Origin of the sequence: Umezawaea sp. Da 62-37, from assembly GCF_032460545.1 — a bacterium.
Taxonomy (GTDB): Bacteria; Actinomycetota; Actinomycetes; order Mycobacteriales; family Pseudonocardiaceae; genus Umezawaea.
On the sequence record NZ_CP135965.1, the window covers coordinates 5,432,421 to 5,456,801 of the forward strand.

Here is a 24,381-nt window from a genome sequence, read left to right on the forward strand (position 1 = left end):
ACCGCGTTCATTCCGGTTTACCCAGGAGCTAACACATGGCCAAGCCGCCTGTGCGCAAGCCCAAGAAGAAGGTCTGCGCCTTCTGCAAGGACAAGAGCGCCACTCAGATCGACTACAAAGACACCACCATGCTGCGGAAGTTCATCTCCGACCGCGGCAAGATCCGCGCGCGTCGCGTGACGGGCAACTGCTCGCAGCACCAGCGCGACGTCGCCATCGCCGTGAAGAACTCGCGTGAGATGGCACTGCTGCCCTACACCTCGACCGCCCGCTGAGCTGAGAGAGAGCCCAGAAAATGAAGCTCATCCTCACCGCTGACGTGAGCGGCCTCGGCGACCCCGGCGACATCGTCGAGGTCAAGGACGGCTACGGCCGCAACTACCTGCTGCCCCGCGGTCTGGCCATCCTGGCCACCAAGGGCGCGACCAAGCAGGTCGAGGTCATCCGCCGTGCCCAGGAGACGCGCCGCGTGCGCGACCTGGACCACGCCAAGGAGATCAGGACCAAGCTGGAGGGTCTCGGCGCCGTCGCGCTGAAGGCCAAGTCCGCCAAGGGTTCCGGCAAGCTGTTCGGCTCGGTCACCACGTCCGACGTGGTGTCCGCCGTCCGTTCCGCCGGTGGTCCGACGCTGGACAAGCGCGCCATCGAGCTGGCCGGTCACATCAAGACGACCGGGCACCACGCGGTGACCGTCCGGCTGCACCCGGAGGTCACGGTCTCGCTCTCGGTGGACGTCTCCTCCGCCAACTGAGCACCGCTGACAGCTGCACCGACAGCGCCGTTCGCCCGGTTCGCCGGGCGGGCGGCGCTGTCGCTCTTTTGTAGTAGTGCTCGGGTAATCGGCCACCTGTGGACAGCCGCTGTGACGGGTCCCGCGCGACACGCCGAAAGCGCGGTTACACGCGACACGCCGCGCCCAAGACCAACAACTTTTTCCACAAGTTGTACACAGCCTCTGAGCTGGGACTATTTCTGTCACACACCAAGTTGTCCACAGGTTGTCCCCACCTTGTCCTCCGTCTGTGGCCGGATGACGCGGATCATCCACAACCTGTCCACCGACTTGTCCACAGGCAGGTTTGCTTGCTCCAGTCGGGTGGCTCTAGCGTCCGGTCATAACCCCGGTGCTCGCTGTGCGTCGCGAGCACGCGCCGGCGAAAATTGTCGGTGGCTCGGGGTAGAACGACTTCAACAGCTCGATGCGTGGAGGTGAGGGCGCGGTGGCGCTGGTGGACGACCGAGGAATGGCCGAACCCAGCTTCGAACGGCAGCCCCCCCAGGACTTGGCCGCGGAGCAGTCGGTGCTGGGCGGCATGCTGCTGAGCAAGGACGCCATCGCCGACGTGATCGAGGCGCTCGCGCCGACGGACTTCTACCGGCCCGCGCACCAGGCCGTGTACGACTGCATCCTCGACCTGTACGGGCGCGGTGAGCCCGCGGACCCGATCACGGTGTCGGCCGAACTGGAGCGCCGCGGCGAGCTGCTGCGCGTCGGCGGCGCCCCGTACCTGCACACGCTGATCGCGACCGTGCCGACGGCGGCCAACGCCGGGTACTACGCGGAGATCGTGGCGGAGAAGGCCGTCCTGCGCAGGCTCGTGGAGGCCGGGACGCGGATCGTGCAGCTCGGTTACAACGGGGCCGAGGGCGCGGACGTGGACGAGGTCGTCGACCGGGCCCAGGCCGCCATCTACGAGGTGACCGACCGGCGCACGACCGAGGACTACGTGCTGCTGGAGGACCTGCTCCAGCCGACCATGGACGAGATCGACGCCATCGCCTCGCGCGGCGGCAGCGCACGGGGCATCCCGACCGGGTTCGCCGACCTCGACGAGCTGACCAACGGCATGCACCCCGGCCAGATGATCATCGTCGCGGCGCGTCCCGGTGTCGGCAAGGCGCTGGCGCTCGACACCCCGCTGCCCACGCCGACCGGCTGGACGACCATGGGTTCGGTCGAGGTCGGCCACCGCCTGATGGGCGCCGACGGCAGGCCGACGCGGGTCGTCGCGGCGACCGAGGTCATGGTCGACCGCCCCTGCTTCGACGTGGAGTTCAGCGACGGCACCGTGATCACGGCCGACGCGCGGCACCAGTGGCTGACCGAGTCGTGCAGCGCCACCGGCGGGTTCTGGGCGATCCGCACCACCGAGCAGATCCACCGCAGCACCGCGCGGCACTCCGTGCGGCTGGCGTGCGGGTGGAGCCTGCCGAACGCCGAACTGCCGCTCACGCCGCGCGCGCTGGGCGTGTTCCTCGCGGGCGTCGGCGAACTGGCGTTCGTCGAGGGCGAGCTGACCGACGACGAGGTCCGCACGGCCAAGGAACTCGGTCTCGCCGACGAGCCGCACATCCCCTCCGAGTACCTGCGCGCGGGCCGCGCGCAGCGGCAGGAACTGCTCGACGCGCTGCTGGTCGGCGACTCACCCGGCACCCGCTTCGTCCGGCTCGCGCGGGACATCGCGGAGTTGCTCCGCACGTTCGGCGGCGACCGCGTCGACATCGTGGCCGTGCGGCCGGTCGAGAGCGTTCCCGTGCGGTGCGTCGAAGTCGACAACCACGACCACATGTACCTCGCCGGGAAGACCATGATCCCGACGCACAACTCCACGCTGGGCCTCGACTTCGTCAGGTCGGCCTCGATCAAGCATGGCCTGACCAGCGCCATCTTCTCGCTGGAGATGAGCCGCACCGAGATCGTCATGCGCATGCTCTCCGCCGAGGCCAAGATCCGCCTCGGCGACATGCGCGGCGGCAAGATGAGCGACGACGACTGGACCAGGCTGGCCCGCCGGATGAGCGAGATCAGCGAGGCGCCGATCTTCGTCGACGACTCGCCCAACCTGACCATGATGGAGATCCGAGCGAAAGCTCGCCGTCTCAAGCAGCGCCACGACCTCAAGCTGGTGGTCGTGGACTACCTCCAGCTGATGTCGTCGGGCAAGAAGACGGAGTCGCGGCAGCAGGAGGTCTCGGAGTTCTCCCGAAACCTGAAGCTGATCGCGAAGGAGCTGGAGGTTCCGGTGATCGCGATCAGCCAGCTGAACCGTGGTCCGGAGCAGCGGACCGACAAGAAGCCGATGCTGTCGGACCTTCGTGAGTCGGGGTCGTTGGAGCAGGACGCGGACATGGTGATCATGATCAACCGGCCGGATGCTTGGGAGAGGGATGATCCGCGGGCTGGGGAAGCCGACTTGATCATTGCCAAGCATCGTGCGGGGCCTACTGCGACGATCGTTGTGGCGCACCAGTTGCACTACAGCCGGTTTACGGATTTGGCGCATAGTTAGGGCTTGATCTTAGGTCCTCATATTTGACTTCATTTTCTCAGTATCGAATTCATTTGCACTTCATAAATGAACTGGAAATGAGAATTCATCGCGTTCCTAATACCTGCTCAACCCCGAAGGAGCACCCCGTGCCTGTTCCAACCCCGTCTGGCTTCGTTTTCGACCGCTACGACGGCTCCCACAACACCGACAAGACCAACACCACAGGTGATGCCGCCGCTCATCGCGAGCAGTGGGTGAAGGGTGCTGACGTGGCAGGCCAGGAGGCAACAGCCTGGACGACATTCGGTAATGAACTCGCCGAGTTGATCATCATGCTCCAGTCCAAGCCAGCGCTCGGCCCTCTGAGCGGCCTGACCAATCTGCCCGAAGTCGAGCCTGGCGTCTTCGGCTATGGCACTGAAGTACCGCATCATGGCGTCAACGGCGAGGAAATGATCAGTCATCTCACAGCGCTGATGCGTGACTCCCGGGCTATCGGCGCGGCCTACGAGGCCGCTGGCCATCGACTCGCGGCAGCCGTTATAGAACCCGCCGCGTAGGCGCGACGCCCATGATCCCAGCCATACTCAAACCCGAGTGCAGCGAACGTCCAGTGATCGTTGCTCTTCCGCGGCATCTACGGCCTGGGAGGAACCCACCTGGGGTGCACCTCTTGGTCGAGTACGCAGCGGGGGAGAAGTGGCGATAGAACCCGCAGTTAAGGCGGAGCGAGAAGAGTACCTGCTCGCGCAGGTCCGCGAGGTGTTCGGTCGGGTGGTCTACAGCCACAAGACCCACGAGAAGCAAGCGGACATCTGCTTCGGGCGATACCGCTGGCAACAGGGTGTGCTGGTCGCCTTCACGGCTGTCAGCACCGGCACGTTCCTCGCGTCCGTGCTCGGCATGCTGGGCAACCAGGTCCTGACTAGCCTCGCGACCTCGTTCATCGCCCTCGTCGTCAGCGCGCTGAGCCTCGCCTCCAAGAGCTTCAAGTTCAGCGAGGAGTCTGATGCCCACCGCAAAATCGCCTCGCGGCTATGGGACGTACGCGAGTCGTACCTGTCGCTGATCGCCGACCTGATGTCCGGCGCGACGGTGGCTGCGGATGCTCGTGCGCGCCGCGACGAACTCCAGGAGGCCACGCGTGCGGCTTATGCCGATGCGCCCCGGACCACATCCAAGGCTTACGGCCGGGCGCAGGATGGGCTCAAGATCAACGAGGAGCTGAGCTTCACCTCCCGCGAGATCGACCTGTTCCTCCCAGAGGCGCTCCGTCTCAATGAAGGTGAGGCGGGACGATGAAGGTGGACGAGATCTTTGACGCCCTGCTCGAGAATCTGAAGGTCGGCGACGCCAGCACCACCATCGCCGCACGCCGCGACGAGATCACGAAGGCGTTGAACAAGGACTTCAGGTCGGTCGAGGGCTCCACGGCGAATCGGCTCATGGTCGGCTCCTACGGTCGGCACACTGCGATCCGCGGCGTCTCAGACCTGGACATGATCTACATCCTCGCGGCAAGCCTCCGCTCGAGCTACAGCAGCGAGACGGGACCGCGGAGGATGCTCAACCGTGTTCGGGATGATCTGACCGCGCGGTACCCGAACACCGACATACGCGTCGACCAGTGAGATGATCTCAGCGAGTTTCAGGTGAGTCGTCCATGTTCGAAATGAGTGAGGACGAGGGCGGCTTTGACGATGGCGCCGATCTTGCGAGGGCTGGTGGTGAAGTGCCGTAAGGCGCGCCAGCGGCCGGTCAGCGTCGCGAATCCGCGTTCACCCAGACAGCGCAGGCCACGCAGCAGGGCATTGTAGGTGCGCGTGTCGACATCAAGTACCTGCCCGCCTGCGGGCTGCTTGACCGGTGTGAACACTCCGATGCCCGCCCCGTCGTAGCCGTTGTCGGCCAGGGTGGGCAGGTCGAGTCGGGAGGCGGCCCAGTACAGGGCGCCCAGCACGTGTTCGCGGGCCGCGGTCAGGTCGTGCACCGAGCCGGGTTCGACATCGCTGATCCACAGCGGGAAACCGTTCGGCGCCATCAGGGCCTGGATGTTGCCGCCGTGCTCGTGTGCTTTGCCGGAGTACCACCGGTCGATCTGCTCGCCTTTCGCGCTGGTGGTCTTCTCGGCGAGGCGGTCGGTGGGAAAGATCTTGCCGTCGAGAACGACGTGGGCCAGTCCCTCGTTCTTGGCGTGTCGCAATGCTGCGTGCAGGTCCGGGGCTTGCTCGGCGAGCACGGTGATGATCTCGTCGAGGTAGCGGTAGCCGGTGGCGCGGGAGATGCCGTGATCTCGGGCCAGCGCGGTGATGTCGGTGTTCTGGCGGAACCAGCGCAGGCCCATGACGGCCTGCCCGTAGCAGGTCAGCGCTCTGGCGCCCTTCCGAGTGCCACGGTCGCGGCGTTGGGTGTGGAGCAGGCGGCCCAGGTACTGGGCGAGTTCGCGGGGCACGTCGAGTGTGGCACGATAGCTGATCACGGGGAGCTTTCTGACTGGGATTTGATCTTCGCAAATCCAGTCCTATCAGAAGCTCCCCGTCCTTCTGCTCTCAGGCTCTGTTGTGCCTCGGGTCGCATGGCCAAGCGTTCGGCTGACTCCGTCAGGCCTTCAACGTTGGTGAGATCACCTCAGTGCGTCGTGCGTATGCAGTTCACAAGCAACAAATTCAAGTTCGAGGTGCAGCCAGCATTCGGGAACAGCGATGGCAGCTTCGACTACCCCGACACCAAGGCCGAGGGCTGGAAGGTCACTAAGCCGCGCGAGGAGATCGCTGCGACGAAGGACTGCAACGGCCGTACATCGACGAACATGCGCCACCTCGCTCGGATGACCCGGGCGTGGAAGGATACGAACGGCGTGGTCATGGGTGGCCTGCTCATCGACACGCTCGTCTACCGGTTCTTCTCGGCCACGTCCGAGTATGACGACAAGGGCAGCCTCTGGTTCGACTTCATGGTCAGGGACTTCTTCGAGTTCCTCATGAACGAGCCGAACAAGGACTACTACCTCGCGCTGGGCAGCAACCAGCGGGTGAACGTGAAGAAGCGGTTCCAACCGAAGGCAAAGAAGGCGTACAACCGCTGCCTCGAAGCCATCGCCAACGGGGACAAGGCTTCCGTGAACAAGAAATGGCGAGAAGTGTTCGGGTCGGCGGTTCCGCTGGAGGTCACCGAGTCCGCCCGCTCGTTCAAGGACACCGACGAGTTCATCGAGAGCCGGTACCCCGTCGACATCAGCGAGTCGCTCGCGATCGACTGCAAGGTCACGCAGAACGGGTGGCGAACGGCGTCACTCCGGGAGATGCTCAAGAACAAGACCTTGCTGCTCCCGAGCAAGGAACTCGACTTCACCATCACCGAGTGCAGCGTCTCGTACCCGTATGACGTGAAGTGGAAGGTGCTGAACCGCGGAGATGAGGCCGAGCGTCGGAATAACATCCGTGGGGAGATCATCTCGCCCAACCGTGCCGGCAACGCCCGACACGAGCGGACCAGCTTCCGTGGCGAGCACGTCGTCGAGTGCTACATCATCAAGGAAGGGATCGTGGTCGCACGGAACGTCATCGACGTGCCGATCAGCACCAACGCCGCTTAGGGCGGCCTTGGTAGCCCCCGCCTCCAACGCCAACCCACGCTAGCCACTACCGACGCTGCGGCCACCGACCGCCATGACCTGAACTGCCCACCTCATCCATCCCCGCCGAGCAAGCCCAGGACTTGTCGTTCGGCCGTATGGGTGGATTCAATGTGGGCTATATGGGTGTTCGTCCTCGACACACCGGCACGATTTGGCTCCGACACGTGGGCAGGTGGGAGGGTGCCTCCGCCTACGGCTGCGTGTGGTCGTGTCGATGGGACGGAGGAGCATGGCTGTCGCCACAGGCATCCCGACTTCGATGACGGTCAGCTACCGCTGCGCGAACTCGTTGTCTGGCAAGGCATCAGAGGGCACGTCGGAGAGGACCGAGCCGTGAGCATTGGTCGGCCTGGACTCGGTGATGTCGGCATCGCCGTGGCGGACCTTCCGCTGGGGGCAGGGGTGAAAAGCCTGCCCGCTGAGCGAGTGCAGGGCCAAAAACCCCAAGTCAAATCGGCCGCACGGGGTGCGGGCGCGCTCGGTTCCGTGGTGCTTGGGCGGTGTGCTCGGTTCCGTGCTCCAGGTAGGTCAGCTTCAGCGCTGCTCTGCATCCGGGGCTTTTTCCGGGGCTTTGAGGACGGTGTCCTTGAGCTTGTTGAACGGTTTGAGCACTACGGTCCAGCCCAGGTCCAGGTATGCGGGTTGTTGCCACTGCTGTGCGGGTTCCAGCACCAGGTAGTCGGCGTGGTAGCGCTGGGCGATGGCGGTGAGTTGTAGTGCGGTTAGGGAGTTGTACAAGCCGGGGTCTTGTTTGATGCACTGCTTGATGCCGCCGAGGGCGATGAGTCTGGCCTCGTAGTCGACGGTGGCGTCGCCGCCGTAGGCGCCGTTCTTGCAGTCGACGACCACGCCGCGGGCCATGGTGAGTCTGAGGTCGATGGCCAGGGGTGGGACCAGGACCTGGCTGTTGGGTGGGACGACTGCCTGGACGGCTTTGCCCCAGGCGTGCAGGTCGTCGTTGGGGATGAAGGTGATGTCGAGTGGGCGCCAGACGAATGAGTGCGCGGTGATCACGGACATGGTGAGGCCCGCGATGATGCCTGCGATCACGATGACGCGGGGGATGAACTTGAAGCCGCCGAGGACGAGGGCGCCCAGGGAGAGGTAGAGCCAGGGGCCGCCGTTGGTACTGGCGAACGGGAACACGGGTTCCGTCATCTTGGTGCCGAGGACGAAGTACGCGAGCGGGGGCACCAGTGCGATCAGCGGCCAGCGCACCCAGGCAGGCCGGGGGGCGAAGACCGGGGTGAGGGCGCCCCAGACGGCCAGTGGCATCAGGACGATGTCGAGGCGGTAGATGTTGAGGCCCTGCGCGAGGATGCCCCAGGTCGGGACGTTGAAGCGGTCCAGCAGGACGCCCGCGGTGAGGCCGATGGCGGGCAGCAGGACCAGCACGGCCCAGAGCGAGCGGCGGCCGGGGCGGAAGTGGGCGATGCTCAGCAGGGCCAGGCCGACCAGTGCGAAGCCGCCCCACATCATCTGCGGCGACCAGTTCGTGGCCTCGCAGTGGTACGGGATGAGGTCGCGGCACACCTTGGCGAACTCGGCGGTGTCGCCCGCGACGGGCCGGGCGATCAGGTTGGCCGCGACGATGCCGAACGTGACCGCGGCCGTGCCGAGCAGCGGCCAGTGGATCCGGCGGTCGCGCGCCGCGATGACCAGGACGACGGCGAGCAGCAGCACGCCGACCACGGCGCCCTGCTGGACGTGCACCAGCGCGGTCGCGATCGAGGCGACGGCGGCGAGCACGTGGCGTTCGGTGATGAGCGCGGCGACGGCCAGGTAGATGAGGAAACCGGCGAGTACGCCGGGGAGCGCGATGGCGAGCATGGGGGAGCCGGTGCCGAGCAGCCACCACGGGGTGACGGCGCCGATGCCCGAGACGGCGATGGTGGCCCACAGGCTGTGCTTCGGGGCCCACGCCCGCGCCAGCAGGGCGGTGGCGAACCCGAACACGAGCAGGCCGAGCACCCAGTAGCCGAAGTAGACCGCGTCCAACGTGCCGGTGGACGTGCCCGCCCAGGTGACCACGTCGAACAGCCAGTGCGGCTGGGGCGCGTTCGCGATGACCCAGTCGTTCCCGAACAGGGCCGGGTCGGCCCAGTGCATGCCGAGCGCGGACAGGACCAGGTGGTCGCCGGTGCCCGCGGTGTAGCCGTAGCGCATGTGCAGCAGGAAGCCGACGATCCCGGCGCTCAGCACCGCCTGCGCCGCGGTCGCGGCCACGCGCCACCGCGATCTTCCCGGAGGCTCGGGATCATCGAGTTCGGGATGTTCGATCGCCTGTGCGGGCGCGGTTGTGAGCGCTGTGGACAACGTTCCCCCAGAAGTCGGCACTGAGATGAGCATCCCTCGGCTACACCTGGAAGACGTCTGGGTAACCACTTCCGTTGCAGGATCTGCGACACATTGCGAACTCGAGGAGGGCCATCGCGCGCCTGGGACGGGCGCGCGGCATCGTCCCCGGTACATTTCGATGATCGTTCGTCGACATCGGAGTGGTCGCAGGTGAGTGCGGGTTACGCGGTCGTCGACACGGAGACGACCGGCTTCGCGGCACGGGGACGGGACCGGATCGTCGAGGTCGCGGTGGTGCACCTCGACGAGGACGGCGTCGTGACCGACGAGTGGTGCACGCTGGTCAACCCCGCCCGCGACCTCGGGCCGCAGCACGTCCACCGGATCAGCGCCGCCGAGGTGTGGCACGCGCCGTCGTTCGCCGACATCGCGGGCGCGCTGGCCGCGCAGCTCGCCAACCGGGTGCTGGTCGCGCACAACCTCGGCTTCGACGCCCGCTTCCTGGCCGCCGAGTTCGGCAGGCTCGGCGTCGAGTGGCCGACCGCGGGCCTGTGCACGATGCGGCTGTCCGACGACTACCTGCCCGCGAGCGCCGGAAGGTCGCTGCGCGCGTGCTGCGCCGCGGCCGGGGTGTCCCTGCTCGACGCCCACTCCGCGCTGCACGACGCGCACGCCGCCGCCGGCCTGTTCACCGACTACCTGGGCAAAGCCGGACGCCCGGAGCCGTGGCGCGACCTGCTCGACGAAGCCGAGCACGCGCCGTGGCCGGGGTTCGCGTCGGCCAAGGCGCACCTGGTGCGGCGCGGCCAGGTCGTGGCGCAGCGGACGACCGGCACCGAGCTGGTGACGCTGGTGCGCGGCGACACCGTCGTCTTCACCGGCCAGATGCTCGACCCGCGCGACGTGTGGATCGACCGCGCGGCCGCCGCCGGTCTGCGCGTCATCCAGGGCTACGTCACGAAGGCCACCCGCGTCCTCGTCGCGGCCGATCCGTTCACCTTGTCCAGCAAGGCGCGCCGTGCCCGCGCATATGAGGTTCCGATCGTGTCCGAACGGGACTTCGGGTCCATGCTCGCCCGGTTGGCCTAGCAGGTCACGGCGTTACAACCAGGGCGAAAGATCACCGGACTGGGTGTCATTGGGCCTATTGAAAACGTCGCTACCTGCGGGGAAGCTCGTCACGAACAGGCCAGGCAGCCAGCGGAGGGTACGAGCGACATGCGTACCGTGCAGACGGCCCCCACCCGCCCGGTGTGGGAAGAACTCGTCGCGGAACTACCGGTCGGCGTGCTGCTGATGGACGCCTCGGGCAACGTGCTCGCGGGGAACCGGCTGGCCGCGGACCTGCTCGGACTGGCGCCGGAAGACCTGCTCTCCGGCACCTGCCCACCGGGGTGGTCCACCCACGACGACTCCGGCGCACCGCTGCCCACCCGAGCGGAACTGGCGGACCAGGTCCTCCGCACGGGCGCGCTGACCATCCCCCTCGTCGTCACCCGCCACGGCCGCAGGCAGGCCCAGCTCTGGGCCGAGCACCACCCGCTCCTCGTTCACGGCGAACAGCGGCTGCTCGTCCTCCTGCAACCGGTCACCACCGACCTCCCGCACAGCCGCGGACTGCTCGACGCCCTCACCGGGCTGCCCGGCCGGGCGCTCCTGCACGACCGGCTCGACCAGGCGTTGGCCCGCGCTCGGACGCACGGGACCGTGGTGACGCTGGTGCTGGTGGACGTCCACCGGATGGCCGCGATCAACGCGGAGCACGGGTTCCAGCGGGGGGACGAGCTGCTGACCGCCGTCGGTGGGCGGTTGAGGGAAGGGCTGCGGGAGGACTACACCGTGGCCCGGTACGGCGGGGACGAGTTCGCGGTGGTGGCCGAGCACAGCCGCGGGTCGGGGGAAGCGGTGGCGGAGCGGGTGCGGGAGTTGGCCGGGCGGGCAGTGCGGATCGGGGGTGGGCGGGTGCGGCCGGGGATGAGGGTTTGTTGGGTGACGAGTGATGGGGCTGCGCCGACTCATGCGGTGATCGCGCATGTGGAGGAGAGGTTGAGGGGGTAGGGGGTTTGGGTTTTTGGGGGTCGGTTGGGCTGGGTCCGTTGGAGAGGGCATTTGTCGTGCTGGGTCGCCGGTGTCGGATCCACGGTCTCCGGGTGCGGCCAGCTTGACTTGGGGCCCCTTTTTGGGCCTAGTCGGGCTAAAAGGGCAGGTGGTAGGGATGCCCGCCGACAAATTGTAGGCCCAAAAACCCCAAGTCAAGCCGGCCGCACGGCGGTCGAGGGCTGCTCGGTAGGTGGTCAGGCGGCGGGTCGGCTCGGTGGGTGATCAAACGGCGGGTCCGCTCGGTGGGTGGGCTGGTGGGTGATCAAGCGGCGGTCGGCTCGGTGGGTGGGCTGGTGGTCTGGCTGGTGGGTTGGTGTTGTTGTAGTTCCTCGTTTTGTTCTTCCCAAAGGTCGAGCCCCCGACGCGGTTGCGTTGGGGGCTCGACCTTTGCTGTCAGGTGGTGCTCGTTGTCAGTCCTCCACCGTCAGATGCGCGGGATCTGGATGGTGTCCTCGAGGTTGCCGAAGATCGACTTGGTGTCGAGGCCGGCGAGGGCCGGGGCGGCGGGGAGGGAGCGTTCGCCGTTGGTGGCGTGGGGGGCGTCGAGCTGGAGGCCGGTCAGGGAGGTGGTGGGCAGGGTGGGGAGGGCGCGGGGGTGGGCGATCGGAGCGATCGGGGAGATCGGGAGGCGCGGGGTGGTGATGGGGGCGACGGGCAGGGCCGGGAGGCTGCGGCCGGTGGTGGCGGGGGCCAGGGGGCGCAGGTTCTGGATGTTGGGGGTGACGCCGAAGTTGCCGCCGGTGAGGGGGAGGGTGCCGCCGAAGGAGCGCTCCTCCGGGAGGCCCAGTTCGTCGGTCGGGAGGGACAGGTCGCTGATCGGCAAGTGGAGGCCTTGGGTCGGGAGGTCGAGGGCACCGAGCTGGTCGGCGGCGGGGAGCTGGTTCACCGGGAGGGTGCTCAGCGCCTCCGGGGCGACGGGCAGGCGGGTGAGGTTGGTCAGGTTGGGGATCTCGGTCGCGCCGAGCAGCTTGTCGATGCTGGCGGGGAGGTCGATGCCGCGGTGCGCCTCGGTGGCGCGCGCGGCGTCGGCGTCCTCGCCGGTGGTCTGGGTGCTGGGGTGGAGGACGGCGGTGGCTTCGCTGAGCACCGCGACCGGGATGTCGTAGGCCAGGCCCAGTGCGCCGACCGGCGCCAGGGCGTTGGTCGTGGTGAAGGGGCTGCTGCCGGGGGTGGTGTCGACCGCGGTCGGGGCGGCGGCGGGGTTCGCGAGGTCCTGCACCGGTGCGGTGGCCTGGGCTGCGCCCGACAGCGGGATGCCGGTGCTGGTGACGTCGCCCGCACCGACCGCGTTGCCGAAGGCGTCGAGGATCGCGTCCTCGCCGGCGGCGTCCAGCGTGGAGTCGACGTCCGAGGAACCGTTGTCGACGGCGGCGAGGGTGCGGCCGAACGCCTGCTCCGGGCTCCCCGTCGGGACCTGCACGGCGGTGTCCGGCGTGAAGCTGTGGTTGCCGATCGTGTTGGACGGGCCGCCCGCGACCAGCGTGGGGTCGGTGTTCGGGTCGCTGGCGAGGGTGGCGGCGTCGCTGACGGCATGCCCGGCGACGATCACGGGCGCGGTGACGATGTTGCTGGGCAGCGTCACGTTGCTGTCCTGGCCCACCTGCTTGCCCACCGCTCCCGTGACCAGGCCGAAGGCCTGTCCGGGGAGGTTCGCGGGGACACGGGCGACGTCGCCCGAGATGGCGCCGTCGGCGGGGATGGCCTTGCCGAGCAGCGGGCTGCCGTCGCCGTCTGCGGCGTCGACGACGGCCTCGCTGCCGTGCTCCACGGCCGCGTTGCCGACCGTCGAGATGACGTCGCCGCTGTCGAGGGGCAGTGCCAGGGGCGCGCCGACCAGGTTGTCCGAGAGGGCGGAGTCGCCACCGGGCGTGCCGGAACCGTCCGCGTCAGCGGCGTTCGCCGTGCTGTTCGTGGCGGCCGAGCTGGCGACGGCGGCGATCGCGTCGCTGTCGACCGGAGCCGGGTTCGCGAACTGCGGCTGGGTGGGGGCCGTGTCGGCCCAGGCACCGGGATCGCGGACCAGCGGGTTCGCCCTGCCGGTCTGGTCGGCGCCTGCCTCGCGCTGGCCACCGGCCTGCTGGCCGATCGCGCTCTTCTCCATGTCGAGCGGGACGGTGACGCCGCCGTCGATGGCCGAGGGAGCTGCGTCGGGGTTGACGTTCTCCTGGGCAGAAGCGATGCCCGTACCGAGCATCAGCAAACCACCAGTTACAAGCGCGGACTGGATTCCGCGCTTTGCCCAGGTCTGCATTGAGACTCCTTCTTCCTTTGTCCCTTGCGGGGGTATTTGGCGGGTGGCCGGACGCGGGGCGTCGGAGGCGGACCACCGGGATCGAGGCTGGGAGCGCGGCATCTCGACCAACAAAGGAGCGCATGGAGAACGAGCGCGCCGGTCGATTACCCGGAACAGCGTTGGAAGCTGTTCAGGACCGCGCGCTCAGATCAGTCAGGGGTGCTGCCGGGCTGCTTTCCCGGAAGCACGGAGATCCGCTCGGTGGTGGGCTTGAGCGCCCGAGCCACAGCGGAGTCGTGGGAGTTCGCGAACACGGCCTGGGAGGCCGAGTTCTGGTTGCCCGCCGAACCGGAACCGTCGCCACCGCAGGAGCAGTGCACCGGTGCGTTGGCGGGCGGGGCGAACGGGGTGAACGGCACCGGAGAGCGGTCTCCGGAGAAATTCGGGCGAGCGTCGTCGCCCTGCGCGGTGCGCGGGGGGACGGGCTGCTGCGCCCACTCGTCGCCGGAGCCCGAGGAGGGTGCGGCCGGTGCTGCCACGACAGGCGTGCCGACCACTACCGGTGCGGCTGCGTCTTCAGTCGTGGAGAGCACCGCGGGCACGGCGTCCGAGGAGTCGCCGACCATGGCCGGGGCGCTGGGGGCGAGGACTTCCGCCCAGTGCGGTTCGAGCAGGGAACCCGCCTCGCCGAAGCCGCCGCGAAGCCGGTCCACGACCCCTTCGAGCTGCGGGGCGGTGACGGCGTGCAGCCTCTCCTGCTCTGCGCGCAGTGCCTGGTCGATCCCGGCGACGGCCTGGGTGGCGGGCGTGACGACCGGAGCGATCGCGGTGTTCACGTCGGCGGGCAGCACCTCGTCGAGCGGGTGCTGCGACGCCACGGCGGACACCACCGCCACCACGTCGGACGCGGGCGCTTCGGCGGCAGCCGTACCCGTGGACAGCACCCAGGCGGCGGCAGTGCCCGCCGCGGCCCCGCCGAAGACGAGCAGAGCACGGCCGAGCGCACGTCGGATTCGACGCGCCCCCGTCCCCGCTCGTTCGTCCGCGGCAGACAACCTGGGTACCTCCACCTAGACCTGGTCGCCGACCGAGGTGGTCAAGTCGACCTCGTGAGCCTGCCAGGAGGACCGCGTCGAGCGCACGCCGGAGAGCGACGGTTCGTCACATCGAGTGACGGGATTCGCGGGCCGCACGCCTGGAACCGTCAGATCCTCTTCAGCACCCGAGCCGCGCCCGCGGCCGCCGTCGACGCGAGGATCCAGCCGACCGCGATCTGCACGCTGGAGATCCACTGGGACGCCCCGGTGAACCGCCACTTGCCGTCCTGGCCGAGGTCGACGATCGGGATCAGCAGGTCCATCGACAGCAGCCACGCGTTCCACACCGGCTCCTCGTCGGAGTTGAGCCGCTCCATGACGTGCCAGTTGAACCACAGCGCGCCGGTCAGCCAGAACACCATCAGCCAGGTGATCGCGAGCCACGGCCGGTAGCCGTAGCCGACCGTCCAGCGCTGGAGGAACCCCCAGACCCGGCCCGCCCGGCCCAGCTCGCTGTAGCGCCGGTGCTGCTTCTCCAGCTGCACGTGCTGCGCGAGCTCCTCCTCGCCGCCGTCCCGGTAGACCGCCGCGAGCTGCTCGTACGGGCCGGGCGCGAAGTCCGGCTGGACCTCGCGCAGCCAGCGCAGCCGGGTGTGCACGTCGACGTCCGGGAACGCGGAGATCGAGTCGAAGGTGAAGTCCTCCAGGCCCACGCCGCCGGTCGCCGCCCACAGCCCCGGCCCGTCCGACACCGACGTGGCCTTGACCCTGGTCAGCACGACCCGGCCGATCGGCGCCCGCTCGGCGTCGAGCCGCAGCACCAGCTGGTGCACCTGGAGGCCGTACGCGTTGAGCGCGATCTCGCTGCCCGGCCCGCCGAGGCGCGCGCCCGCGAACGTCGCCATCTTGCTGACCTCGGCCAGCCGGATCCGCACGCCGCCGACCGCCTCGAAGCCGAAGCTGCACAGGAGGTCCTTGCCGATGGTGGCGACCCGCGCGTCCAGCGACGGCTTCACGGTGCCGTCGCCGCGGCGGCGGGGGTGGGTGAGGTGGGCTCCGGAGCAGTCGAGGGTGGAGCCGATGTTCGCGTTCTGGAGGCGGATAGAGCCCTTGGCGCGGAGGTCGCGCAGGAACAGGGTGCCGCCGACGTGCAGCCGGTCGGCGAACAGCACGTCGATGCCGGGACCGTTGAGCTGCACACCGGACAGGCTCACGCTGCCGCGCACGTGCGCGTCGACCAGGCGCACCTGGCCGTAGGCGCGCAGGGCGGTCTCGTGCGCGCCGTCGCCGGTGAACCCGCCGTTGACCGCGCCGCGCGCCTCCACGTCGCCGCGGACCTGGATGCCGTCGGCGTGCAGCGCGACCGGGATGCGGTTGACGACCAGGCCGGTCAGGTCCTCCAGTTCCTCGACGACGTCCTGCCTGCCGATTACCGCGCCGGACAGCCGGAGGTAGCCGCCGATGTTGGCGTTCGGCAGCCGGACCGTGCCGGAGGAGGTGAACCCGTCGTCCAGCTCGACGTTGCCCTCGACCTTGATCCGGTCCGCGACCAGCGCGGCGGACTCGTCGGCCGTGCCGCGGGGGATGACCAGCACGGGCCGGTCCACCGTGCTGGCGGACCGCAGCCGCGCGCCGGAGAAGACGACGTCACCGCCGACGCGGGCGCCGTCGAGCAGGACCCGTCCCTCCGCGGTGAAGCGGCCGCCTTCGGCGTCGCAGAACAGGTTGCCGGCGATGACGATGCCCGACGCCTCCAGCGCGTCCTGCGACGGGTTGACCAGCCGGGCGCCGCCGAGGTGGACGCTGCCGCCGACGTTCGCGCCGCGCAGCCGCACCTCACCGTTGGCGCGCAGGGCGATGGCCTGGATGGAGCCGGACACCCGGATGCGGGCGGCCAGCAGCGCGTGGTCGCCCTTGCTGCGCAGCACCGCGCCCGCCAGCCGGAACGTGCCGTCGACCGTCGCGTCGGTCAGGTCGACCACGCCGTCGCTGGTGAACCCGGCCTCCAGCACCAGGTCGCTGGCCACCCGGAGGTTGCGGCCCCACAGGCCCGGCACCCGGCAGCCGCGCATCCGCAGGCCCACCAGGTGCGCCATCCGCAGGTCCGGCGGCTGCTCGAACGTGCAGTCCAGCAGGTCGATCACGGTCCGCAGCCGGGCGCCCTCCAGGTCGAACCGGCCGACCACGTTCGCCCCGCGCAGCCGCAGCGCGGGCACGCCGGGCGCGCGAACCCGGTACACGCCGTTGAGCAGGCCGGTCAGCACGGTGCCGCGGACCGTGCGCTCGGCGCGGTCCCTGGTGTCGGTCCTGAGGTCGATCGGGACGCCCGACGCGTACGCCGCGCACACCCGGCGCTCGACCCCGGTCAGCTCGTCGTCCATCACCCTCCCCGCGACGACACGATCTGATCACCTCAACCACGGTGCTGACCAGGGATTCGCGGGATACGGTGACCAGCGTGACTGCACCCGAGCCCGAGATCAGCAACCGCGTGCCGAGGCTGCTCCGGGTGAGCGCCGCACTGAGCTGGCGCTTCGTCGCCGTGGTCGCCGCGCTCTACGTGGTGGCCAACGTCGTGTCCTTCCTGGCCACCATCGTCATCCCGGTCGCGATCGCGCTGCTGCTCGCGGCACTGCTGTCACCGCTGGTCTCGCAGCTCGTGGCGCTGAAGGTGCCGCGCGGCGTGGCGTCCGGGCTCGTGCTGATCGGCGGCATCGCCGTGGTCGGCGGCGTCCTCACGTTCGTCATCACCGAGTTCTCCAAGGGCCTGCCGGAGTTGCAGACGCAGGTGTCCGCGAGCCTCGACACCATCCGCGGGTGGCTGAAGGACGGACCGCTGCACCTGAGCGACGTCCAGCTCCAGGCGTACCTGGACCGGATGCTGAACACCATCAAGGAGAACCAGTCCGAGATCACCTCGGGCGCGCTGACCACCGCGGCGACCGTCGGCGAGCTGCTGACCGGTGTGCTGCTGGCGCTGTTCACCCTCATCTTCTTCCTGCACGACGGCGACGGCATCTGGCGGTTCGTGATGCGCGGCGTGCCCGGCGACGTCCGCCCGCGCGCCGACGTCGCGGGCAGGCGCGGCTTCGCCTCGCTGGTCAGCTACGTGCGCGCGACCGCGGCCGTGGCCGTCGTGGACGCGGTCGGCGTCGGCATCGGCCTGTGGGCCGTCGGCGTGCCGCTGATCGTGCCGCTGTCCGCGCTGGTGTTCCTCGGCGCGTTCATCCCGATCATCGGCGCGGTGATCACCGGCGCGGTCGCCGTGCTGATCGCCCTGGTCGCGAACGGCCCGGTCGCCGCGCTCGTGGTGCTCGCGGTCCTGATCGGCGTGATGCAGCTGGAGAGCCACGTCCTCCAGCCCCTGCTCCTCGGCCGCGCGGTCAAGCTGCACCCGCTGGCCGTGGTGCTCGCCATCACGGCCGGACTGGTCGTCGGCGGCATCGCGGGCGCACTGCTCGCCGTGCCGCTGCTGGCCGTGCTGAACTCCGGAATCCGTTCGCTGCTCTCGGATTCCGACGCCGGGGTGAGCCCGTCGGAGGTGGACGTGCGATCGCCGCAGGACAGCGGGCCGGAGGACGGGTCGGGGGACCGGGTCGAGGACTTCGACGACGACGGCGGGAAGCCGAAGGGCTAGGCCATCTCCACCAGGTTGCGGCCGTAGCCCTTGGCGGTGAGCAGGGCGGCGTCGGCGGCGACCAGCAGGTCGGGTAGCTCGTAGCCGAAGCGGTCGGTGGTGGCCACGCCGATGCTGACGGTGATGCCGGTGAGCGTGTGCTGGTTGCCGTCGGTGGCCACGGTCGGGACGGCGAGGTTGGCCACGGCGTGGCGCATGCGCTGGGCGACGGCTTCGGCGACGGCGGGGTCGGCTTCGGGGAGCAGGACGACGAACTCCTCGCCGCCGAAGCGGCCGACGAGGTCGCCGCGGCGGGTGGTGGTGCTGAGCAGGAGGGCGACGGCGGACAGGGCGGCGTCGCCCGCGAGGTGGCCGAGCCGGTCGTTGACGCGCTTGAAGTGGTCGAGGTCCATCAGCATGACCGCCATGGCCCTGGTCGCGGTGCGGCCCTTCGCGAGTTCGGCGCGGGCCTGGCTGTCCCAGTGGACGGCGTTGGAGAGGCCGGTCTTGGCGTCGCGCTGGGCGGAGCGGCGCCACTGGGGGAGTTGGGCGGCGCGCTCCAGCAGTGCCATCGGCGGGCCCGCGATGAGGGTGTGGATGGCCATGGCGGTGGCGACGCAGCCCATCAGGCCGCCGATGCTGACGGCGACGACGCCGAGGACGGCGTCGATCGGTTCGCCGACGGATTCCCCGATCGGCGCGTCCGGTTTGCGCAGGCGCAGGCCGACGGCGATCAGGCCCGCGCGCAGCACCAGCAGCACCGCGGCGCCGACGACCATCATGTAGACGCTCTCGGAGGGGTCGCTCCAGCCGTAGACGAAGCGGGTGGCGAACACGGCGAGCGCGGTCGCGCAGAGGGTGAAGATCCAGCGGTGGGAGTCGGGGCGCTGGGAGAGGACGCCGTGCAGGGCGGGGCCGAAGAGGAGCAGGACCAGCAGGTTCGGCGGGAGCGCGATGATGCCCGCGGTCAGGTAGCAGAGGTGCGCGGCCCACGGGTTGCGCTCGGTCTCGCCGAGGTGGTGGCTGTAGATGGAGCTGCCGATGATGACCGCGCCCGCGGTGCCCGCGATGGCGGCGAACCGGCCGATGTCGGCGGGCAGCGGGGTCGGGGTGGCCGCGATGACGAACGCGACGACGCCGAGGGCGGCGAAGTCGATCACGAGCCAGTAGACGAGTGCGGGCCAGCGCAACGTCCACAGAGGCCAGTCGCGCACGGCTTCCCTCCCCGCCGTGGGAGTGCCGATGTGGCGACCCACCACCGGGCCACCAGGGCTCGGCGCCAGCCTTGCACATCCCGGTGGCGGGGAGTAGTCGTCCACCTGGGGGTTAGCTGGGCCACTCCGACACGGCAGGATGGGGTGCGAAAGGAGCGCACCGTGCACATCAAGTCCGACGCCGAGGGGCCATCTGTGCTCGAAGACCCCGTCGCGCACCTGTGGCGGGGCACCGTCGCACTACGCTTGGTGACCTTCCTCTTCGCGCTGGGCAACGCGGCGGTGCACGCGAGCGGCTACGAGCGGCCGTGGCTGGCGTGGACGGTGATCGGCGTGATGGCCGCGTGGACCGTCTTCACCACCAGGGCGTACAGCCGGGAGTCCGGCAGGCAGCCGTGGATCGTGCTCGCCGACCTGGTCGTGTCGTGCGCCCTGATGTCGACGTCGCCGCTGGCCATGACGGACCTGCAACTGCTCGCGAACGTCCCGCTGCTCACGACCATCTGGGCGTGCGGCCCCGCGGTGGCGGCCGGTGCGCTGGCGGGCCGGTACGCGGGCGCGATCGCGGGCGGGGTCGTCGGGCTGTGCACGTACCTCAACCGCGGGGCGATGAGCGTCGACCTGGTGCGGGACGTCGTGCTGCTCTCGGGCGCCGGGTTCGTGGTCGGCATGGCGTCGTCCACGGCACGGCGGTCGGCGGTGCGGCTGGCGCAGGCGTTGCGGACCGAGGCGGCCACGGCGGAGCGCGAGCGGCTGGCCCGCTCGATCCACGACGGCGTGCTCCAGGTGCTCGCACGGGTGCGCAAGCGCGGGATGGAACTGGGTGGCGAGGCCGCCGAGCTGGCGGAGCTGGCCGGTGAGCAGGAGGTGGCGCTGCGGTCGCTGGTCGCCGCATCGCCGGTCGAGTCCACAGTGGACGGTGAGTCCGACCTGAACCCGGCCCTGCAGATCCTGGCCACCCGGAAGGTGCAGGTGTCCACGCCCGCCACGCAGGTGATGCTGCCCGCCGTGGTCGCGCTGGAGCTGACCGCGGTGGTGCGGGAGATGCTGTCCAACGTGGACAAGCACGCGGGGCCGGGCGCCGGGGCGTGGGTGCTGCTGGAGGATCTGGGCGGTGAGGTCGTCGTGAGCGTCCGCGACGACGGCCCCGGCATCCCCGAGGGCCGCGTCGACGACGCCGAGGCCGAGGGCCGGATGGGGATCGCGAAGTCGATCAGGGGACGGGTCGCGCTGCTCGGCGGCACGTTGGAGTTGCAGACCGGGCCCGGTGAGGGCACCGAGTGGGAAGTGCGCGTGTTCCGAGTAGGGGGAGTGCGGTGACGGTTTCGGTGATGGTGGTCGACGACCACCCGCTGTGGCGCGACGGCGTGGCGAGGGACTTGGCCGAACGCGGGTTCAAGGTGGTCGCGACCGCGAGCGACGCGGCGTCGGCGATGCGGATCGCCCGCGCGGTGCGGCCCGACGTGGTGCTGATGGACCTCAACCTCGGCGAGCTGTCCGGGGTCGACGCCACCGCGATGATCACCGGTGAGCTGCCGGGGACGCGGGTGCTCGTGCTGTCCGCCAGCGGCGAGCACGACGACGTGCTCCAGGCCGTGAAGGCGGGGGCGTCCGGGTACCTGGTGAAGTCCGCGTCCGCCGAGGAGCTGGTGGACGCGGTCAACCGGACGGCGGTCGGCGACGCGGTGTTCACCGCGGGTCTGGCCGGGCTGGTGCTCGGCGAGTACCGGCGGATGGCGGCGAACCCCGACGAGGCCGACGAGCCGCAGCTGACCGAGCGCGAGACCGAGGTGCTGCGACTTGTGGCGAAGGGCCTGACAGCGCGGCAGATCGCGACCAGACTGGTGATCTCGCACCGGACTGTGGAGAACCACGTGCAGTCCACGTTGCGGAAGCTCCAGCTGCACAACCGGGTCGAACTGGCCCGCTACGCGATCGAACACGGCCTCGACGCCGAACCGGAGGCTCGACCATGACCGATCCCAAGGACTACCGGGTGTCGGACGCCGAACGGGAGCACGTGATCGGCCTGCTCCAGAAGGCCATCGGCCAGGGCCTGATCACGTTGGACGAGTTCTCCTCGCGCACCGACGTCGCCCTGGTCGCGAAGACCAGGGGCGAGCTGAACGCGGTCCTCCTCGACCTGCCGGGGATGACGCACAACGAGCAGGCGCCGAAGGCCGTCGCGCACGGGGACCGCGTCGAGATCAAGAGCACCATGTCCACGGTCAACCGCAAGGGCCGGTGGGCCGTGCCGCGGGAACTGGTGGTGCGCAACCGGATGGGCTCGACCGAGCTCGACTTCAGCGAGGCCGAGATCCCGCACGCGGTGGTGACCGTCGAGCTGGACGTGACGGCCGGGTCGGTGTCGATCCTGCTGCCGGAGGGCGCCACCGTGAACACCGACGACATCCAGATGTCGGCGGGCAGCATCACCGACAAGGCGGGCACCGGCGAGGGCAGGCCGCACTTCGTGCTGACCGGTGTGGTGCGCGCGGGCTCGGTGCAGATCAAGAGGGTCCGGATGATCAGGATGGGCGCCTACCTGGTGCGCATGCCGGGGTTCAGGGTCACGAAGGCCTGACACCCGTTCGGTCGCCGCGCCCAGCGCCGGTCCGGGCGTCCCCGGTGGCATGGTTTCCGCGAACATCGCGAGCAGCCCTTGTGAAGGAGGGCTAACAAGCGATTGCAGAAAGTCCTGATGGACTGAACAGCGGAGACGGGTGAGACTGCGCGGATGAAGGCACTGGTCAAGGTGGCCGCAGGGCCGGGACTCGAACTGGTCGACGTCCCCGACCCCCTCGCGGGACCCGGCGACGTCGTCGTGCGGGTGCTCCGCACCGGCATCTGCGGCACCGATCTGCACATCGACTCGTGGGACGACTGGGCCGCGCGCAACGTCAAGGCGCCGCTCGTGCTCGGCCACGAGTTCGTCGGCGAGGTCGTGGAGATCGGCGTCGCCGTGAACGGGGTGCGGGTCGGCGACCTGGTCTCCGGCGAGGGGCACCTGGTCTGCGGCACGTGCCGCAACTGCAAGGCGGGCCGCAGGCACCTGTGCGCGAACACCCGCGGCCTCGGCGTGCACGTCGACGGCGCGTTCGCCCAGTACGCGGTGCTGCCGCAGGAGAACGCCTGGGTGCACCGCGACAAGGTGGACCTGGACGTGGCCGCGATCTTCGACCCGTTCGGCAACGCCGTGCACACCGCGCTGTCGTTCCCGGTCATCGGCGAGGACGTGCTGATCACCGGTGCGGGCCCGATCGGCATCATGGCCGCCGCCGTCGCCAAGCACGCGGGCGCGCGCAACGTCGTGATCACCGACGTCAGCGAGCACCGCCTGGACATCGCCCGCAAGGTCGGCGTGGACCTCGCGCTGAACGTCGCCACGGCCACGATCGCCGACGCGCAGGTCGAACTGGGCATGTCCGAGGGCTTCGACGTCGGCATGGAGATGTCCGGCAAGCCCGTCGCGATGCGGGACATGATCGCGAACATGTCCCACGGCGGCCGCATCGCGATGCTCGGCCTGCCCACGGAGGAGTTCGCGGTCGACTGGAGCAGCGTGGTGCTGAAGATGCTGCACATCAAGGGCATCTACGGTCGCGAGATGTTCGAGACCTGGTACTCGATGTCCGTGCTGCTCCAGCGCGGCCTCGACCTGACCCCGGTGATCACCCACAAGTTCGGCTACCGCGACCACGCCGAGGCGTTCGCGACAGCTCGTGAAGGCAAGTGCGGCAAGGTCGTGCTCGACTGGACGGAGGCCTGATGTTCGGCGCGATGAAGGAAGACCTGCTCGTCGGGATCGAGGACATCAGGGCGGCGGGCCTGTACAAGGCCGAGCGGGTCATCGGCAGCCCGCAGAGCGCCGAGGTGCGGGTCGGCGACGGCGACGAGGTGCTCAACTTCTGCGCCAACAACTACCTCGGGTTGGCCGACCACCCGGTGCTGGTCGACGCCGCCAAGGACGCGCTCGACCGCTGGGGCTTCGGCATGGCGTCGGTGCGGTTCATCTGCGGCACGCAGGAACCGCACAAGCAGCTCGAAGCGCGGCTGTCGCGGTTCCTCGGCACCGAGGACACGATCCTCTACAGCTCCTGCTTCGACGCCAACGGCGGCCTGTTCGAGACGCTGCTGGGCGACCAGGACGCGGTGATCTCCGACGAGCTGAACCACGCGTCGATCATCGACGGCGTCCGGCTGTGCAAGGCGAAGCGGTACCGCTACAAGAACAGGGACATGGACGACCTGGAGCGCCAGCTCAAGGATTCCGCCGACGCCCGCTACCGGCTGATCGCGACCGACGGCGTGTTCTCGATGGACGGCTACTTCGCCCCGCTCGGCGAGATCTGCGACCTGGCCGACCGGTACGACGCGCTGGTCATGGTCGACGACTCGCACGCGGTCGGCTTCATCGGCCCGAACGGCGGCGGCACGCCCGAGCTGTTCGGCGTCCAGGACCGGGTCGACGTCGTGACGGGCACGCTGGGCAAGGCGCTCGGCGGGGCCAGCGGCGGTTACACCTCCGGCCGCCGCGAGATCGTCGAGATGCTCCGCCAGCGCTCCCGCCCGTACCTGTTCTCGAACTCGCTGGCCCCGTCGATCACCGCCGCGTCGATCGCCGCGCTGGACCTGATCGGCTCCTCCGGCGACCTGCACGCCAGGCTGCGGGAGAACGCGGCGCTGTTCCGGGCGCGGATGGCCGACGAGGGCTTCGACCTGCTGCCCGGCGAGCACGCGATCATCCCGGTGATGATCGGCGACGCCGCGGAGGCGAGCCGGATGGCCGACCTGCTGCTGGAGCAGGGCGTCTACGTGATCGGCTTCTCCTACCCGGTGGTGCCGCACGGCAAGGCCCGCATCCGCACCCAGATGTCGGCGGCCCACTCGACCGCCGACGTGAACCGGGCCGTGGACGCGTTCGTGACGGCCCGCTCCCGGATGTGACCGCCCCGCTGGGGGGTGGCCGTCTCC

General features: G+C 69.4%; 21 protein-coding genes. 15 read left to right on the forward strand and 6 right to left on the reverse strand.

Features of this window, described 5'->3' with window-relative positions; translation table 11 throughout:
* The first annotated feature begins 35 nt into the window (after positions 1-35).
* From rpsR to RM788_RS24850, 6 genes are all read left to right on the forward strand, one after another.
* Entirely contained in the window at positions 36-275 is a 240-nt protein-coding gene (gene rpsR / locus RM788_RS24825; RefSeq protein WP_106184952.1) for a 30S ribosomal protein S18, read from the forward strand.
* Positions 276-295: 20 nt separating this feature from the next.
* The gene (gene rplI / locus RM788_RS24830; protein WP_315934150.1) at positions 296-751 is read left to right on the forward strand and encodes a 50S ribosomal protein L9; all 456 of its coding nucleotides are present in this window, start codon (positions 296-298) and stop codon (positions 749-751) included.
* A gap of 493 nt (positions 752-1,244) precedes the next feature.
* The gene (gene dnaB, locus RM788_RS24835) at positions 1,245-3,290 is read left to right on the forward strand and encodes a replicative DNA helicase (RefSeq protein ID WP_399345077.1); all 2,046 of its coding nucleotides are present in this window, start codon (positions 1,245-1,247) and stop codon (positions 3,288-3,290) included.
* A 128-nt stretch (positions 3,291-3,418) separates the two neighbouring features.
* Complete coding sequence (locus RM788_RS24840) at positions 3,419-3,832, forward strand: hypothetical protein (RefSeq protein ID WP_315934152.1); 414 nt, start codon at positions 3,419-3,421, stop codon at positions 3,830-3,832.
* A 139-nt stretch (positions 3,833-3,971) separates the two neighbouring features.
* Positions 3,972-4,574: an SLATT domain-containing protein gene (locus tag RM788_RS24845; RefSeq protein WP_315934153.1), complete on the forward strand. Its 603-nt coding sequence runs from the start codon at positions 3,972-3,974 to the stop codon at positions 4,572-4,574.
* Positions 4,571-4,903, forward strand: a complete 333-nt coding sequence (locus RM788_RS24850; RefSeq protein WP_315934154.1) for an SMODS domain-containing nucleotidyltransferase — start codon at positions 4,571-4,573, stop codon at positions 4,901-4,903. Before RM788_RS24845 ends, RM788_RS24850 begins: the two co-directional genes overlap by 4 nt.
* A 17-nt stretch (positions 4,904-4,920) precedes the next feature.
* On the opposite strand, the gene RM788_RS24855 is transcribed toward RM788_RS24850, so the two are convergent.
* Entirely contained in the window at positions 4,921-5,751 is an 831-nt protein-coding gene (locus tag RM788_RS24855) for a transposase family protein (protein WP_315921658.1), read from the reverse strand.
* A 96-nt stretch (positions 5,752-5,847) separates the two neighbouring features.
* Between RM788_RS24855 and RM788_RS24860 the strand changes: the two genes are divergently transcribed.
* The gene (locus RM788_RS24860) at positions 5,848-6,867 is read left to right on the forward strand and encodes a nucleotide-binding domain-containing protein (RefSeq protein WP_315934155.1); all 1,020 of its coding nucleotides are present in this window, start codon (positions 5,848-5,850) and stop codon (positions 6,865-6,867) included.
* A gap of 576 nt (positions 6,868-7,443) precedes the next feature.
* Here RM788_RS24860 and RM788_RS24865 read toward each other — a convergent pair.
* Entirely contained in the window at positions 7,444-9,135 is a 1,692-nt protein-coding gene (locus RM788_RS24865; protein ID WP_315934156.1) for a hypothetical protein, read from the reverse strand.
* Positions 9,136-9,417: 282 nt separating this feature from the next.
* On the opposite strand from RM788_RS24865, the gene RM788_RS24870 reads away from it, so the two are divergent.
* Positions 9,418-10,296 (forward strand): exonuclease domain-containing protein, encoded by an 879-nt coding sequence (locus tag RM788_RS24870; RefSeq protein WP_315934157.1) that lies wholly within the window; start codon positions 9,418-9,420, stop codon positions 10,294-10,296.
* A 129-nt stretch (positions 10,297-10,425) separates the two neighbouring features.
* Positions 10,426-11,265 (forward strand): diguanylate cyclase domain-containing protein, encoded by an 840-nt coding sequence (locus RM788_RS24875; RefSeq protein WP_315934158.1) that lies wholly within the window; start codon positions 10,426-10,428, stop codon positions 11,263-11,265.
* A 466-nt stretch (positions 11,266-11,731) separates the two neighbouring features.
* On the opposite strand, the gene RM788_RS24880 is transcribed toward RM788_RS24875, so the two are convergent.
* The 3 genes from RM788_RS24880 to RM788_RS24890 all read right to left on the reverse strand — a co-directional run bounded on the left by RM788_RS24880 (position 11,732) and on the right by RM788_RS24890 (position 16,958).
* The gene (locus RM788_RS24880; RefSeq protein ID WP_315934159.1) at positions 11,732-13,501 is read right to left on the reverse strand and encodes a hypothetical protein; all 1,770 of its coding nucleotides are present in this window, start codon (positions 13,499-13,501) and stop codon (positions 11,732-11,734) included.
* A gap of 248 nt (positions 13,502-13,749) precedes the next feature.
* A complete protein-coding gene (locus RM788_RS24885; protein ID WP_315934160.1) occupies positions 13,750-14,595 on the reverse strand; it encodes a hypothetical protein in 846 nt (281 codons plus the stop codon).
* A 149-nt stretch (positions 14,596-14,744) separates the two neighbouring features.
* Positions 14,745-16,958, reverse strand: a complete 2,214-nt coding sequence (locus RM788_RS24890) for a hypothetical protein (RefSeq protein ID WP_315934161.1) — start codon at positions 16,956-16,958, stop codon at positions 14,745-14,747.
* A gap of 77 nt (positions 16,959-17,035) precedes the next feature.
* Here RM788_RS24890 and RM788_RS24895 point away from each other — a divergent pair, with 77 nt between their 5' ends.
* Complete coding sequence (locus tag RM788_RS24895; RefSeq protein WP_315934162.1) at positions 17,036-18,214, forward strand: AI-2E family transporter; 1,179 nt, start codon at positions 17,036-17,038, stop codon at positions 18,212-18,214.
* On the opposite strand, the gene RM788_RS24900 is transcribed toward RM788_RS24895, so the two are convergent.
* Positions 18,211-19,407 carry a GGDEF domain-containing protein gene (locus tag RM788_RS24900; RefSeq protein ID WP_315934163.1) on the reverse strand — a complete coding sequence of 399 codons (1,197 nt, stop codon included), beginning with the start codon at positions 19,405-19,407 and terminating at the stop codon, positions 18,211-18,213. The two genes, RM788_RS24895 and RM788_RS24900, sit on opposite strands and share 4 nt — an antisense overlap.
* Positions 19,408-19,569: 162 nt before the next feature.
* On the opposite strand from RM788_RS24900, the gene macS reads away from it, so the two are divergent.
* The 5 genes from macS (at position 19,570) to RM788_RS24925 (ending at position 24,354) form a co-directional block, all read left to right on the forward strand.
* Positions 19,570-20,727 carry a MacS family sensor histidine kinase gene (gene macS, locus RM788_RS24905; protein WP_315934164.1) on the forward strand — a complete coding sequence of 386 codons (1,158 nt, stop codon included), beginning with the start codon at positions 19,570-19,572 and terminating at the stop codon, positions 20,725-20,727.
* Positions 20,724-21,383, forward strand: coding sequence for a response regulator (locus RM788_RS24910; protein WP_315934165.1), 660 nt, complete (start codon positions 20,724-20,726; stop codon positions 21,381-21,383). Before macS ends, RM788_RS24910 begins: the two co-directional genes overlap by 4 nt.
* Entirely contained in the window at positions 21,380-21,991 is a 612-nt protein-coding gene (locus tag RM788_RS24915) for a DUF1707 SHOCT-like domain-containing protein (RefSeq protein WP_315934166.1), read from the forward strand. Before RM788_RS24910 ends, RM788_RS24915 begins: the two co-directional genes overlap by 4 nt.
* Positions 21,992-22,144: 153 nt before the next feature.
* Positions 22,145-23,176, forward strand: a complete 1,032-nt coding sequence (tdh, locus tag RM788_RS24920) for an L-threonine 3-dehydrogenase (protein ID WP_315934167.1) — start codon at positions 22,145-22,147, stop codon at positions 23,174-23,176.
* Positions 23,176-24,354 carry a glycine C-acetyltransferase gene (locus RM788_RS24925; protein WP_315934168.1) on the forward strand — a complete coding sequence of 393 codons (1,179 nt, stop codon included), beginning with the start codon at positions 23,176-23,178 and terminating at the stop codon, positions 24,352-24,354. The genes tdh and RM788_RS24925 overlap by 1 nt, the downstream gene beginning before the upstream one ends.
* The last annotated feature ends 27 nt before the right edge of the window (positions 24,355-24,381 follow it).